The 14,136-nt window shown below is 68.9% G+C and carries 11 protein-coding genes; 8 read left to right on the top strand and 3 right to left on the bottom strand.

The window, feature by feature from the left end:
* The first annotated feature begins 9 nt into the window (after positions 1–9).
* From F3087_RS29925 to gatB, 7 genes are all read left to right on the top strand, one after another.
* Positions 10–870, top strand: coding sequence for a class A beta-lactamase-related serine hydrolase (locus tag F3087_RS29925; RefSeq protein WP_223885450.1), 861 nt, complete (start codon positions 10–12; stop codon positions 868–870).
* A gap of 108 nt (positions 871–978) precedes the next feature.
* Positions 979–2,535 carry a serine/threonine-protein kinase gene (locus F3087_RS29930; RefSeq protein WP_223885451.1) on the top strand — a complete coding sequence of 519 codons (1,557 nt, stop codon included), beginning with the start codon at positions 979–981 and terminating at the stop codon, positions 2,533–2,535.
* 68 nt (positions 2,536–2,603) lie between these two features.
* Entirely contained in the window at positions 2,604–3,638 is a 1,035-nt protein-coding gene (locus tag F3087_RS29935; RefSeq protein WP_150405434.1) for an ATP-dependent 6-phosphofructokinase, read from the top strand.
* Between the two features lie 79 nt (positions 3,639–3,717).
* Positions 3,718–4,161: a hypothetical protein gene (locus F3087_RS29940; RefSeq protein WP_150405435.1), complete on the top strand. Its 444-nt coding sequence runs from the start codon at positions 3,718–3,720 to the stop codon at positions 4,159–4,161.
* 70 nt (positions 4,162–4,231) lie between these two features.
* Positions 4,232–5,371, top strand: a complete 1,140-nt coding sequence (locus F3087_RS29945) for an MAB_1171c family putative transporter (RefSeq protein ID WP_150405436.1) — start codon at positions 4,232–4,234, stop codon at positions 5,369–5,371.
* Positions 5,372–5,380: 9 nt separating this feature from the next.
* Positions 5,381–6,760 (top strand): alpha/beta hydrolase family protein, encoded by a 1,380-nt coding sequence (locus F3087_RS29950; RefSeq protein WP_150405437.1) that lies wholly within the window; start codon positions 5,381–5,383, stop codon positions 6,758–6,760.
* Between the two features lie 132 nt (positions 6,761–6,892).
* Positions 6,893–8,398 carry an Asp-tRNA(Asn)/Glu-tRNA(Gln) amidotransferase subunit GatB gene (gatB, locus tag F3087_RS29955; RefSeq protein WP_150405438.1) on the top strand — a complete coding sequence of 502 codons (1,506 nt, stop codon included), beginning with the start codon at positions 6,893–6,895 and terminating at the stop codon, positions 8,396–8,398.
* Positions 8,399–8,474: 76 nt separating this feature from the next.
* On the opposite strand, the gene F3087_RS29960 is transcribed toward gatB, so the two are convergent.
* A complete protein-coding gene (locus tag F3087_RS29960) occupies positions 8,475–9,578 on the bottom strand; it encodes a PQQ-dependent sugar dehydrogenase (RefSeq protein WP_150405439.1) in 1,104 nt (367 codons plus the stop codon).
* A 134-nt stretch (positions 9,579–9,712) separates the two neighbouring features.
* Between F3087_RS29960 and F3087_RS29965 the strand changes: the two genes are divergently transcribed.
* Positions 9,713–10,570, top strand: coding sequence for a DoxX family protein (locus F3087_RS29965; RefSeq protein ID WP_150405440.1), 858 nt, complete (start codon positions 9,713–9,715; stop codon positions 10,568–10,570).
* Positions 10,571–11,275: 705 nt separating this feature from the next.
* Here F3087_RS29965 and ilvD read toward each other — a convergent pair.
* The gene (ilvD, locus tag F3087_RS29970; RefSeq protein WP_150405441.1) at positions 11,276–13,117 is read right to left on the bottom strand and encodes a dihydroxy-acid dehydratase; all 1,842 of its coding nucleotides are present in this window, start codon (positions 13,115–13,117) and stop codon (positions 11,276–11,278) included.
* 416 nt (positions 13,118–13,533) lie between these two features.
* A complete protein-coding gene (locus F3087_RS29975) occupies positions 13,534–14,004 on the bottom strand; it encodes a PH domain-containing protein (protein WP_191094209.1) in 471 nt (156 codons plus the stop codon).
* Between the last annotated feature and the right edge of the window lie 132 nt (positions 14,005–14,136).

A 14,136-nucleotide genomic window follows, 5' to 3' on the forward strand; every position in this document is an offset into this window, starting at 1 on the left:
GTGGCTCGTGTGCGAAAAGCATTGGGCTGCGCGGTATTAGCTGTATTCCTGGTGGCCGGATGCGGATCCGGCGGCGACGGTTCGGACGCGCAGGAGACGAGCATTACCGCGGCCGCGTCGCATGCGGACCAAAAAGGCTTGTCCATCACGGTTCCCGGCACGCTCGCCGCAGGCGTCGCCGAGCTTCAGGCGAGTACCCGCGGACATCTCGGCCTGGCGATCATGCCGGTCGGCGGCGACCAGGTGGTCAGCTTCGGCGACTGGACCACCGGTCCCGCCTGGTCGACTATGAAGGTGCCGTTGACGATTGCCGCGCTGCGGCTCTCCGGCGGCAGCCCGAGCTATGCCGCGTCGGCCGCGATCACCGCGTCCGACAACGCCGCCGCCGACACGCTGTGGCAATCGCTGGGCACCAATCAGGAAGCGGCGCAGGCGGTCCAGTCGGTACTGCGGGAGGGCGGCGACGCCAAGACCACGGTGCCCGCCACCCGGTCCAGGCCGGAGAACTCGGCCTTCGGTCAGGCGGATTGGTCACTCGCCGACCAGGTCCGGTTCGCCTCGCGACTGCCCTGCCTGCCGCAGTCCGCGCCGGTGATCAACCTGATGGAACAGATCCAGGCGGCTCAGCGCTGGGGTCTGGGCGCGTTCAACGGCGCCGAGTTCAAGGGTGGCTGGGGTCCGGACGCCTCGGGCGCGTACCTGGTCCGGCAGTTCGGGCTGATCTCGACCCCGAGCGGACAGCTCGCCGTCGCGTTCGCCGCGCAACCGGATTCCGGCGCGTTCTCCGACGGGATGACCATGCTGGACAAGCTCTCCACGGTTATCTCCCAGCACCTCAACGAGCTGGCCGGCGGTCGCTGCGCCGCCTGATCCGCCGAACTTGACCGGGTAACGGGTACCCCTGAGAATCCCGACGTACGGAAGTAGGCCGCAGGGCCGATGGTGCGCCGGGTCGCGCACGTGAGTGGAGGTGACGGGGTGGACGGACCGCGGACGAGGATCGGGACTCGATTCGGTCCTTACGAGCTGCGCTCGCTGCTGGGCCGCGGTGGCATGGGCGAGGTCTACGAGGCCTACGACACGGTGAAGGACCGGGTCGTCGCGGTCAAACTGCTGCCGACCGCGCTCGCCAAAGACCCGATGTACCAGCAGCGATTCCGCCGCGAATCGCAGGCGGCCGCGCGGGTAGGCGAACCGCACGTCATCCCGATCCACGACTGGGGCGAGATCGACGGCGTGCTCTACATCGACATGCGCCTGGTCCGCGGCCACGATCTGCGCTCGGTGCTGCGCGGCGAGGGACCGCTGACCCCGGCCCGCGCGATCGGCATCATCGAGCAGATCGGCGCCGCGCTGGACGCCGCGCACGCGGAGGGACTGGTGCACCGCGACGTCAAGCCCGCCAACATCCTCGTCACCGCCTCGGACTTCGCCTACCTGGCCGACTTCGGCATCGCCAGGTCGGCCAAGGATCCCGACATGACCGGCACCGGCGCCGCCGCGGTCGGCTCCTACAGCTACATCGCGCCGGAACGCTTCGAGAACGGACCGATCACCGGCACCGCCGACGTCTACTCGCTCGCCTGCGTCCTGTTCGAATGCCTCACCGGCACACAGCCTTTCCAGGCCAACGAGATGAGTGTGCTGATCCGCTCGCATCTTTCGATGCCGCCACCGCGGCCGAGCACCGTCCGGCCCGGCATTCCGGCGGCATTGGACGAGGTGGTCGCGCGCGGCATGGCCAAGCGGCCGACCGATCGTTACTCGACCGCGGGCGGGCTGGCATCGGCGGCGAAGTCGGCGCTGACCGGACGCGCGGTCGTCGCGGTGACCGAGTTGCCCACCGACCGAATGGGATTGGTGCGGCCGAAGGCGCCGCCCACGGTGGAGTTCCCGAATGTCGGATCGCGGCCGGCCATCGCGAATTCCCTTCCGACCGACTCGATTCCACGGCCGCTCTCGCCGAGTCAACCAGGGGCCAACCGGATCGTGCGACCGCCGGAACCGAGGCGTGGCGAGGTTGTTCGACGGGAACCGCATCGAGTCCAGGAAGCGAACCAGGGTCGCCCGGACACCGGCCCCAAACCGGCCGTAGCAGCACCGGCCGGAGCTGACGAGCCGGAGACGCCGAGTCCGGCGAAAAGCCGGTCCGGGGGCAAGTGGTTCAAGGTGGCCGGCGCGCTGCTCGTCGTGCTCGCGCTCGCCGGCGCCATCGGCTGGCTGAAGCGCGACGCGATCTTCCCCGGCCCGGCCGTCCCGACCCTCGCGCCGGTGCCGGACAACGCCAAGGGATGTGCGACCAAATATCCACCCGCGGGCCGCTTCACCTACTCCGCCATCGGCAACGTGTTCACCACCTGCGACTTCGCCGAGGAGCTCCGTAAGGCCTACAGCGAGGGCTCCGACGCCGACGGCACCCGGCAGGTCATCGCGTTCAGCCCGGCGACCCAGCAGAACTACACCATGGAATGCGTCACCCGGGACGGTCTGGTCACCTGCAACGGCGGCGAGCGCGCGATTGTGTACATCTACTGATGGCCGATTACTCAGGCTTCGCGGGGGTCGTCCTGCCGAGCGGGGCCCGGCGGGGCAAGATAGCGGCCATGCGCATCGGAGTCTTGACCGGAGGCGGAGACTGCCCTGGACTGAACGCGGTCATCCGTGCTGTCGTTCGCACCGCGAACGGCCGTTACGGCGACGCGATCGTCGGGTTCGAGGACGGTTGGCGCGGGTTATTGGAGGATCGAAAGATCCAGATCCACAATGACGACCGCACCGACCGGCTGCTCACCAAGGGCGGCACCATCCTCGGCACCGCCCGGACCAACCCGGACGTGCTGCGCGCCGGGCTCGGCCGGATCAAACGGACCCTGGACGACAACGGCATCGACGCGCTCATCCCGATCGGCGGCGAGGGCACACTCACCGCGGCCAGCTGGCTGTCCGACGAGGGCGTGCCGGTGGTCGGCGTGCCGAAGACCATCGACAACGACATCGACTGCACCGACGTCACTTTCGGCCACGACACCGCGTTGAGCATCGCCAGCGAGGCGATCGACCGGCTGCACACCACCGCGGAATCGCACCAGCGCGTGATGCTGGTCGAGGTGATGGGACGGCACGCGGGCTGGATCGCGGTGAACGCGGGCATGGCGGCCGGCGCGCACCTGACCCTGGTGCCCGAGGTGCCGTTCGACGTAGACGAGGTGTGCGCGATGATCAAGCGCCGCTTCCAGCGCGGCGACAAGCACTTCATCTGCGTGGTCGCCGAGGGTTCGCATCCGGCGGAGGAATCCGATTTCGCGTTGCGCGAGGGCGGGATCGACGAATTCGGTCACGAGCGATTCACCGGCGTCGCCCAGCAGCTCGGTGCGGAGATCGAACGCCGCATCGGCAAAGAGGTCCGTACCACTGTGCTCGGCCACGTGCAGCGCGGCGGCAGCCCGACCCCGTACGACCGCGTGCTGGCCACCCGATTCGGCCTGCACGCCGCCGAAGCGGTGCATGCCGGGCAATTCGGCCAGATGGTCGCGTTGCACGGCAGCAATATCGACCTGGTCCCGCTGGCCGAGGCCACCAAGCAGCTCAAGCGGGTGCCGGACGAGCGCTACCGCGAGGCCGAGGCATTCTTCGGCTGATCGCCGAATTGGCCAGGGCCACAGCCGATCAGCGCAGCCCCGGCGGTGCGATCGTGGCCGCCGGGTTACGCTGGCGGTCATGGCCGACTTACACGTGAACGACCTGCCGCACGCCGACGTCGTCGTGCTCCGCCGTCGGGCCCGCGCCGCCGGACTCCCGCTGCTCGGCTACGTGCGCGAGGAACTGATCGCGCTGGCCCGCCGGCGCAGCGCCGACGACACGATCGTGGAATTCCTGGAGTCCGAAGGCCGCGAACTGATCCCGGAGATCGACGCGGCCGCCGTCGCCCTGTTCGACATCTACGATCTGCCCGCCGACGCCCTCGCCGTCTTCGGCCGCCGCGCCTACGCCGCCGGCCAACCGCTGAGCGACTACGTCCGCCAGGCCCTGATCACCTCCGCGCGCCGCAGCACCTTCGACGACGTCATGCTCGAATTCCGCGAGGCGCAAGACCGCGATCCGAGCTTGAACATCGACCTGGAATCCGTCGCCGCCTCGGTCCGGTACGCACGGGGCGAATGACCGATTCCGGGCGAGCCCACTAGCCGGGGACTCGCCGCGCACGGACCGGTCGGCCAGCAGGGGAGCATCGTTGATATCGCCGATCTCCGATGCCGTCGGCTGGACGGTGATCGGCTACACCGCCCTGATCGGGGTCGGCCGGCTGCTCTTCACCAGGGAAACGACCTTCGATCAGCTGGCCAATCGGATGCTGCTGTGGTTTCTGATCTGCCTGGTGCTGTATCGGTGCACGCCGATCGCGAGCGTGCGCAGCGTGACGAATCAGCTTGCGCTGGGCTGCATCGCGATGATCGTCATGTACCTCTACGGTCTGGTCCGGCTGTGGGAGGACGGCACCGAATCGGCGGCGACCTGGCGCCGCCAGCGGATCTACTGTGCGGTCGCCGTGCTCTCGACGGTGGTGATCATGCTCGCCGGTCCGTTCGCCGGGAGTGCCGGGCGGCTGGTCGAGCACAACCTGAATTGGGGCGGGCTGGTTTTCTGGACCGCGAACAGTCTGCCGTTGGTCGCCTCCATGCTGGTGTTCACCCGGTTGTGCGTTCACGAGCTGCGCGCGGCGAACCACCGGCCGCTGATCCGGGCGCTGTGTGTGCTGATGCTGCTGTCCGTCGTGCCCTTCTATGCCGATGTCGCGCTCGTCACGGGCGAGGTGTTCGGGGGATGGCAGCTGCGCTATCCGCATCTCGTGCGGGTTGAAATGGCCTGCACCAGTATCGGTTTCTTCGCCACCACGCTCGTCGCGGCGCCGGTGGTCGGGCACTTGCTCGAGCACGCCGGACTGGATCGGGACGGACGAGTCTGCCGCCGGTTGCGACCACTGTGGCGCGACGTCACCGCGGCCGTTCCGGAGATCGTGATGTCTCCCGGTGACCGGCCGGCTCGGCGCGACACGACCGCCCGCCTGCTGCGGATGACCGTCGAGATCCGGGACGCGCTACTGCATCTCGGTCCCTACCTGGCCGCCGTGCCTGCCCGCACCGAGTGGCCGACAGGGCATCCGGACGGATCCGAGGCCCAGCTGCGGGACTACGCGTGCCGCCTGGCCGAGGCCGCCCGATCGAGACGGGCGGGCGTCTTGCCGCTCAGCTCGGGGGCTGTGCCGCAACCGTTTCCAGCCGCCCAGGACTTCGACACCGAATTGCGGCAGCTGTTGGCGCTGGCCCGGGTCTGGCCTGCCGAACGGACCAGGGTTGTCACCGGCGGTCGGTAGTGTTGGTGCATGCGCACTGGGCGACTGATCGCGTTGGTTCTGTTCGTTGTCGGTGTTCTGGTCGCGGGTTGCTCGTCGGACTCGAATCCGCCGGAACCGACGACCGGCGATTGGCACGGGGTGATCGAGATTCCCGGTCAGCCGATCGCGGTCGGGGTGACGTTCACCGGTAAGGACACGGCCACCGTCGACATCCCGTTGCAGGGGGTGGCGAACAAGCAGCTGAAAGACGTGCGGTCCAGCCGCGACGGAGTGTCCTTCGCGCTCGCCGACGTCCCCGGCGACCCGAAATTCCAGGGCACCTACGACCAGGGCGCCGACCGCATCGCGGGTGACTTCGTCCAGGGTGGAACAACTTTCAAGTTGTCGCTGGAGCGCGGCAAGGTCGCCCCGCTGAACCGCCCGCAGGAACCGAAGGCGCCGTTCCCGTACAAGGCCGAGGACGTCACCTACCGCAGCGGCGATATCACCATCGCGGGCACGCTCACCAAACCCGAAGGCAACGGCCCGTTCCCCGCGGTCCTGCTGATCACCGGCAGCGGTCCGCAGGATCGCGACGAAGAACTGTTCGGCCACAAGCCTTTCCTGCTGGTCGCGGACACGCTGACCCGGGCGGGCTACGCCGTCCTGCGCACCGATGACCGCGGCATCGGCGGCACCGGCGGCAAGCTGGACGACGCGAACTACACCGACCTGGCCAACGACGCGGCGGCCGGCGTCGGATTCCTGCGCGGACGCCCGGACATCGATCCGGCGCGCGTCGGCCTGTTCGGCCACAGCGAAGGCGGCTACCTCGCGCCGCTGGTGGCCGCGCGGCCGGACAGCGGCGTCGCGTTCGCCATCCTGATGGCCGGGCCGGGGGTGCCCGGCTCCGATGTGCTCGTCGAGCAGACCCGATTGATCACCGCCGCCAACGGCGCCCCCGCCGATGTGGTGGACAACCAGGTGCGCGAAACCGCTGAGCTGGCCGCCCTGTTGAAGGTGGGCGACGTGGCGGGTGCGAAGGAACTCGTGCGCAAACAGAACGCGGCCAAGCCCGCCGACCAGCGGGCCCCGGAGGCCGAGGTCACCGCGGGGATCACGCCGTACCTGGCCGCCCTCGTCGCCTACGATCCGGCGCCGGCGCTGAACGCCCTGCGCATTCCCGTGCTCGCGTTCTACGGCGGCAACGATCTCCAGGTGCCGCCCGGCCAGAGCGAACAGCCCATGCGCGCCGGCCTCGCCGCCGATCCGGATGCGACCGTGCACGTCTTCCCCGGTCTGAACCACCTCATGCAACCGACCGAGACCGGCCTGCCCACCGAGTACGCCACCATCGAGACGACCATCTCGCCGGAGGTCCTCACCTTCGTCACGGGCTGGTTGACCCAGCGCATCCAGCCGAAATAAGTGCCGAGGAGCCCGTGCGTCGTCGTCCCGGGCTTTACATAGAATGTTCCGCATGAGCGAGCGCAGCGAGCGGAAATTAGGCACAGCCACTTGTGGGGTCATGGCGGAGCCGAGCGTTAGCGAGGCGCAGGCATGAGCACACCCACACTCGACTTGATGGACTACTCGGACGTCATCGCCCGCTTCGAGCCGGTGCTCGGCCTGGAGGTCCACGTCGAGCTGAACACCGCGACCAAGATGTTCTGTGGCTGCCCGACCGAATTCGGTGCGGAGCCGAACACCCAGGTGTGCCCGGTCTGCCTCGGTCTGCCCGGCGCGCTGCCGGTGGTCAACGAGAAGGGTGTGGAGTCGGCGATCCGGATCGGGCTGGCGCTGAACTGTTCGATCACCCCGTGGGGACGCTTCGCCCGGAAGAACTACTTCTACCCGGACCAGCCGAAGAACTACCAGATCAGCCAGTACGACGAGCCGATCGCCACCGAGGGTCACCTCGATGTGCTGCTCGACGACGGCAGCACCTTCCGGGTGGAGATCGAGCGCGCGCACATGGAAGAGGACACCGGCAAGTCCACCCATGTCGGCGGCGCCACCGGTCGCATCCACGGCGCCAGCCACTCGCTGCTCGACTACAACCGGGCCGGCGTGCCGCTGGTCGAGATCGTCACCAAGCCGATCACCGGCGCGGGCGACCGCGCGCCCGAGGTGGCCCGCGCGTACGTGACCGCGCTGCGCGAGGTGCTCGAGTCGCTCAACGTGTCCGACGTCAAGATGGAGCAGGGTTCGCTGCGCTGTGACGCCAACGTGTCGCTGATGGAGATCGGCGCCAAGGAATTCGGCACCCGCACCGAGACCAAGAACGTGAACTCGCTCAAGAGCATCGAGATCGCCGTCCGCTACGAGATGCGCCGCCAGGGCGCCGTGCTCGCCGACGGCGGCACCATCGTCCAGGAGACCAGGCACTTCCACGAGACCGACGGCAGCACCTCGTCCGGCCGGATCAAGGAAACCTCCGAGGACTACCGCTACTTCCCCGAGCCGGACCTGGAACCCGTTGCGCCGGACGCGGACTGGGTCGAGCAGCTGCGCGGCACCATCCCCGAGTACCCGTGGCTGCGCCGGGCCCGCATCCAGACCGACTGGGACCTGTCCGACGAGGTGATGCGCGACCTGGTGAACGCAGGCGCGCTGGACCTGATCATCGCCACCGTCGACGCGGGCGCCCCGGCCAACGAGGCCCGCTCCTGGTGGGTCGCCTACCTCACCGAAAAGGCCAAGGAGCGCGAGGTTGCGCTCGAGGACCTGCCGATCACCCCGGCCCAGGTGGCCGCGGTGATCAACCTGGTCGAGGCGAAGACGGTGAACAACAAGGTCGCCAAGCAGGTCGTCGACTTCGTGCTGGCCGGCGAGGGCGAGCCCGCGCAGATCGTCGAGTCCAAGGGGCTCGGCATGGTCAGCGACGACAGCGCGTTGCAGTCCGAGGTCGAGAAGGCGCTTGCCGCCAACCCGGACATCGCCGAGAAGATCCGCTCCGGCAAGGTGCAGGCCGCGGGCAAGATCGTCGGCGACGTCATGAAGGCGACCCGCGGTCAGGCCGATGCGGCCCGCGTCCGTGAGCTCGTGCTGGCCGCTTGCAGCTGAGTCCGAACCTGTTCGCGCACAACCGATAACGCAAAGGGCCGACTCCGCGGAGTCGGCCCTTTCGTTTACCCGGTGTCTAGTCCGGGCCGTTACCACCGGCCTGCGGCGGCGGAATGCGCACTACCCGATCGTCGTTCGGCGTCGGCTGGCCGTCGGTCTTGTTGACCGTGCCCACCCAGATCGCGCCGTCCGCGCCCACCGCGGCGCCGCCGAGCTGGCCGTATTTGTCCTGCGCGATCAGCGTCGGGGCCGAGGTGACCGCGTGCGTGGTCGCGTCGGCCGCCGCGATGGCGAGCGCCTTGGCCTTGGTGAGCGAGATGGCGACGCCGTCGGTCGCGGCCGCGCAGCCCGCGACGCCGGGGCGGTCCGGCCAGGTCCACGCGGTGGTGACCACGCCGTCGGCGCCGAGCCGCTGCAACCGGTCCTCGACCGCCGTGCGGTCGGTGATCCAGACGCTGTCCTTGCTGTCCCGGCAGACGTCACCCGCGACGCCGATGCCCGACACCGCGACCTCGGCGGTGGCGCCCGGCGCGGGGGAGTTCACCCGCAGCAGCTTGCCCGCCAGCGACGACGGGGAACTCGCGGCGCCGGGATTGCCGGAGTCGCCGGTCAGCACCAGCATCTGGGTCGGCGTGGCGAAGTCGATGGCCCCGTGGTTTCCGCTGGGCCCCTTCGGGATTCCGGTCAGGATGTCCTTGGGCGCGCCGCCGCCGGGGGCGATGCGGACCACCCGGTTGTCGCTGGGGGTGGTGATGTAGGCGTAGATCAGCCCGTCCTCCTGGAAGGTCGGGGAGAGCGCGAGGTCGCTGAGCCCGCCGTCGCTGGAGCCGTCCACGTCCACCCGGGCGAACTCGCTCGGCGGCGTATCCGGGGCCACCTTCAGGATGCGTCCGGTGCGGCGCTCGGCGACCAGCGCGCCGTCGCCGAGCGCGACCAGCCCGCCCGTGGTGTCCAGGCAGGTCGCCACCACCGCCGGGTCCGGGTCGATGCACGGACCGCTGGGCCGGGTGGTCGACGTCGGTGGCTGCGACGGTTTGTTCGGGTCGATGTTCGCTCCGTGCAGCGTCGGTTCCGGCGTGAACGGGCTCGACGCCGAATCATCGAACCGCGCGCATCCGGTCACCAGCACGGACCCGAGCGCCAAGCTCGCCGCAACGCGACCAACGACAACCAACCTCATAGCTCAGACGTTACGGAAAACCCTCCGTCCCCGCCCCTCCGGCCCACCGATGGGACGCACATGTCTTAAATGCCGACCACCACGCCGTGGTGTTAGGGGCCCGCCGTGCGGCGGCGCAGCATAGGGTATTGGCCGTGACCGAGAAGCCGAAAGACACATCCGATCCCTCGGCGGCCCAGCGTTCCGTGCCGTCCACGGCCGAGCAGTCGGCGGTGTCGTCCACCGGTCGAGGCGTGAGTTCTCCGTTCGATTCGCCGACCGAGCAGTTCCCCAAGCTGACCAAGGACGTGCCGCGCACGGACGACGAGCTCGGCTTGGACCCGCAGGTCCCGTCGGTCGGCGCGAGCGGCACCTCGCCGGAAGCACCGCCCGCCTACGCCTACGCCAGCATCCCGCCCGCCGCGAACGCGCCCACCGACACCGGTCGGCTGCGCCGCCGCAACGGCGACAACCGCCGCGGCACACTGGATTTCGGCCTGTTCCTGCTGCGCCTGATCGTCGGCGGCGTGTTCATCTACCACGGCTTGCAGAAGCTGACCGGCTGGTTCAACGGCCCCGGCCTCGACGGCACCCGGGACATGATGGAGAACGGCGGCTGGGATCACCCGACGCTGGCGGCCATCCTGGTCACCATCGGCGAGGTCGGCGGCGGCGCACTGCTCGTGCTCGGCCTGGCCACCCCGTTCGCCGCCGGCGCGGTGCTCGCGGTCATCCTGGACGCCTGGGCCTGGAAGCAGGGCATGATCCCTGGCTTCCAGTTCAAGGCCGCCGTCCCCACCGGCGTCGAACTCGAGAGCATCCTGGCCGGCACCGCCGCCGTCATCATCCTCACCGGCCCCGGCCGCTGGGCCTTCGACCGCAACCGCGGCTGGGCCACCCGCCCCTTCGCCGGCTCCTTCGTCGTCCTGCTCCTGGCCGTAGCCGCTGCCGTAGCCACCTACTGGTACCTCCACGGCGGCAACCCCTTCACCGGCATCGGCCCCTTCGACTAACCCGCCCCACCCCAAACCCCCGGCGCCCCTCAATCTTTCGAGGGGCGCCATTCGTCTATCTGCCCCCCAGTGCCCACCTGATGACACCGCCCATCGAGTGCCCCACCACCAAGTCCCATTCGCCAAGCAGCGGAACACGGCTGCTCATCGAGTGGGACTTGATCGTGGCGAAAGTCGAGTATCCCTGCTGCCTTGTCCCGTTCGGCGTGGTGCATTGTGCCTAGTGGGGCATAGCCGTGGCATTTGTCGAGTGACCGCGCTCTGGTGTCCCGTTCGGCACTATCCACTGCGTCGAGCGGGATGTGGCTGCGGCCTTAACGAGTAGCCGCTGTCTGTCGTTCACGCAGCATGATGGCGCATATCGAGTCGACCCGGCCGGTCGCGTCCCACCCGCTAAACAGCGGCACGTGGCTGCCATCAAGCGGGACATGACGGAGGCGCATATCGAGTAGCAGTGCCGTCATGTCCCGTCGGTGTGGTGCGTTGTTTCGAGTGGGACGTGGTTGCGGCGCTTGTCGAATGAGTGCGCTGTCACGTCCCGATTGCCAGCACATTGCGGCGGGTTGGAGTGTCCAACGGGACATCGTTGGGGCGAATGCCGAGTGGGGAGTCGGGGATATGTCCTGTTGGGCGGTTGGGCTGGGGGAGAACGCAATCCGGCGCTCCTCGGGGAGGAGCGCCGGAAGGTGGTTGGGGTGCTGGTGGTTACGGGACGTGGCGCACGGCGCCCTTGTCTGCGGACGTGGCCAGGGCGGCGTAGGCGCGCAGGGCGGTGGTGACGGTGCGGTCGCGGTTGACCGGCTGCCAAGGGCGTTCCGCGGCTTCCATTTTGGCGCGACGCTCGGCGAGGACGGCGTCGTCGACGAGGACCTCGAGCGCGCGGGTGCTGACGTCGATGCGGATCTGGTCGCCGGTTTCGATCAGGCCGATGGTGCCGCCGCTGGCCGCCTCGGGGGAGATGTGGCCGATGGACAAGCCCGAGGTGCCGCCGGAGAAGCGGCCGTCGGTGATCAGCGCGCACTGCTTGCCGAGGCCCGCGCCCTTCAGGAAGGCGGTGGGGTGCAACATCTCCTGCATGCCCGGCCCGCCCGCGGGACCTTCGTAGCGGACGACGAGCACGTCGCCCGCCTTGATCTTCTTGCCGAGGATGGCCGACACCGCCTCCTCCTGGGATTCCACGACGAGCGCGGGTCCCTGGAAGGTGAACAGCTCTTCGTCGATGCCCGCGGTCTTGAGCACCGCGCCGTCCGGAGCGATGTTGCCGCGCAACACGACCAGCCCGCCCTCGCGGGTGTAGGCGTGCTCGTAGTCGCGAATGCAGCCGCCGGCCGCGTCGGTGTCGAGCGAGGACCAGCGGTTCTCGGTGGAGAACGGCTCGATCGTGCGCACGCCGCCCGGCGCGGCATGGAACAGCTCGATCGCCTCCTCGGAAGCCTTGCCGGAGCGGATATCCCAGGTGTCGAGCCACTCGTCGAAGCTGCGCGTGTGCACGGTGCTCACGTCGGTTTCCAGCAGGCCCGCGCGACGCAGCTCGCCGAGGATGGCGGGGATGCCGCCGGCCCGGTGCACGTCTTCCATGTGGTAGTCGGAGTTCGGCGACACCTTGGACAGGGTGGGCACCCGGCGGCTGGTCTCCTCGATGGTGTGCAGGTCGAAGTCGACCTCACCCTCCTGCGCGGCGGCGAGGGTGTGCAGCACGGTGTTGGTCGAGCCGCCCATCGCCACGTCCAGCGCCATCGCATTGCGGAAAGCCTTGGCGTTGGCCACATTCCGGGGCAGCACGGACGCGTCGTCCTCGCGGTACCAGCGGTTGGCGATGTCGACCACCACGGTGCCCGCCCGCTCGAACAGCGACCGGCGCGCGGCATGGGTGGCCAGGGTGGATCCGTTGCCCGGCAACGCGAGTCCGAGCGCCTCGGTGAGGCAGTTCATCGAGTTCGCGGTGAACATGCCCGAGCACGACCCGCAGGTCGGACAGGCGGACCGCTCGACCTCGCTCAAACCGTCCTCGGACACAGCCTGATTCGCGCTCGCGGAGATCGCGGTGATCAGGTCGGTCGGCGCCTGCGCGACCCCGCCGACGACCACGGCCTTGCCGGCCTCCATCGGCCCGCCGGAAACGAACACGGTCGGAATGTTCAGTCGCATAGCGGCATTGAGCATGCCCGGGGTGATCTTGTCGCAGTTGGAGATGCACACCAGCGCGTCGGCGGTGTGCGCGTTCACCATGTATTCCACCGAGTCGGCGATGATTTCGCGCGACGGCAGCGAATAGAGCATGCCGCCGTGGCCCATCGCGATGCCGTCGTCCACGGCAATGGTGTGGAACTCGCGGGGCACGCCGCCCGCGGTGCGCACCGCCTCGGCCACGATCTCGCCGACGTTCTTCAAGTGCACGTGGCCCGGCACGAACTGGGTGTAGGAGTTCGAGATGGCGACGATCGGCTTGCCGAAGTCGGAGTCGGTCATGCCGGTGGCGCGCCAGAGTGCGCGGGCGCCTGCGGCATTGCGGCCGACGGTGGTGGTGCGTGAACGAAGCGGTGGCATTGATGGTCCTCGATCTGGGTCGCGGGGGCTGGGGTGCGACTGCGCAGAGTTAGCTCGGCGGCCGTTCCACGGTACTCCCGCGTGGGTTCGGCCTACCTGCCGGTCAGGGCGGCTCGTGGCCGTCGTCCCGATCCGTTCTCGGTGTCAGTCCGTGCTGGTGTCGCCGCGAATGGTGGTCGTCGACGCTGACGGTTCGCCGGAGTTGCCGGCCCGTCGGGCAGCGGTGTGCGAGCCGGAGATCGGTCCTCCCGACACGGGCACTGCTTCGCCGACAACATCCTACCGTCGGCGATTGTTCCTGCTCGCGCTCGTCGCGGTGTCATCGCCGCGGCGCGCGCTCCCGCACACCTGGTGATTTCCCGCATACCGAATCGCATGCGATTGCCTGTGCGGGAAATCAGGAGGTGTGCGGCGATCTACTCGGAGCGGCCGGGACCCTTGCCTTCGTCGGCAGGGTGGTCGGGGGTGTCTGCCGCCTCGTCGGTGACGGGATCAGCGGCTTCCTCCGCCTTCGGCGCGGCCGGCGGCACCGCGTACGGATCCGGGATCCGACCCTGCGACGCGAGCGCGAGATCCCGCACCCGGTCGTAACTCACCGCGGGCAATTTCATCTCGGTGCCGTCGACCAGATCCGCTCGCACGTATCCACGTTTCGGGATACGCACCCCCTTCAGCTGAGACCAGTCGAGGTGCCGCGACCCGAAAACCGTCCGCAAATCCAGCCCGGATTCGGAGACCGTGGTCTGCGTCCGCAGCACCCACACGGTCACCGCCACGGGGATCAGCAGCAACCACCACAGCCCGATCGGCCAGCCAACGAACATGAAGAACACGCACATGAACAGGATGAACACGCCTAGGAAGGCCAGGCGTGGGATGCGGATCACAGTGGCAGCCGAGCCGCCACCCGTATCCGATCCCTCGGTGGCGGTGTGGGACGATTTAGCCGGTGGCACGGACTGATGCGGTGATGACACACCACCATCCTCGCATCCCTGGTGAAGGACCAAACAGCCGCA

The sequence above is a fragment of the Nocardia colli genome, assembly GCF_008704205.1.
GTDB classification, from domain to species: Bacteria; Actinomycetota; Actinomycetes; order Mycobacteriales; family Mycobacteriaceae; genus Nocardia; species Nocardia colli.